Annotated in this window: 1 protein-coding gene; it reads right to left on the bottom strand. The window is 70.6% G+C overall.

Annotated features, from left to right (window positions below; genetic code table 11):
* A partial coding sequence (locus G3I78_RS46640; protein ID WP_164436660.1) for an HNH endonuclease occupies positions 1–446 on the bottom strand: 446 nt, incomplete at its 3' end.
* Positions 447–691 lie beyond the last annotated feature (245 nt).

Raw genomic sequence — 691 nt, forward strand, 5'->3', positions numbered from 1 at the left:
CCGATGATGCGCCAGGCCAGTCCCGACGGCGGAGCCGGCTGGTGGCGCAGGCGCCAGCCCAGCTCCAGCAGGTGCCGGTCCGCCTTGACGTGGTTGCACCGCCGGCACGCGGCGACCACGTTGTCCCACACGTGCTGCCCGCCCCGGCTGCGCGGGATCACGTGGTCGACGCTGGTCGCGACCCCGCCGCAGTACATGCAGCGCCCTCCGTCACGGGCGAACAGTGCGCGGCGGGTGAGTGGAACGGGCCCCCGGTAGGGGACCCGCACGAAGCGCTTGAGCCGGACCACGCTGGGCGCGGGGACGGCTTTCGTCGCGCTGTGCAGAAAGGCGCCGGATTCTTCCAGGGAGACGGCTTTGTTCTCCAGGACGAGGACGAGCGCGCGGCGGAGCGGTACGACGCCGAGCGGCTCGTACGACGCATTGAGGACCAGGACGTGCGGCACGGACTGCCTCCTTGTACGTCGGCGGCGCGTGGCTCGCGCCGGGACGATCGGCTCTCCAGTCTCCCCTTACGGCTGGTCGAAGCGCCACCACGCGCCCGTAACGGGTCCGAGGTGTTTTCAACCACACCGGGTTCATCCCCAGGTGAGCCCGGTCTCTCCCTCGAACACGGCAACGGGGTCACGCGAATGCCCCGTTAGTGTGGATGGCCTGCCCCGCACACCCCTTTCCGCGGGCGGACCGCTAT

The sequence above is a fragment of the Streptomyces sp. SID13726 genome (assembly GCF_010548375.1).
Taxonomy (GTDB): domain Bacteria; phylum Actinomycetota; class Actinomycetes; order Streptomycetales; family Streptomycetaceae; genus Streptomyces.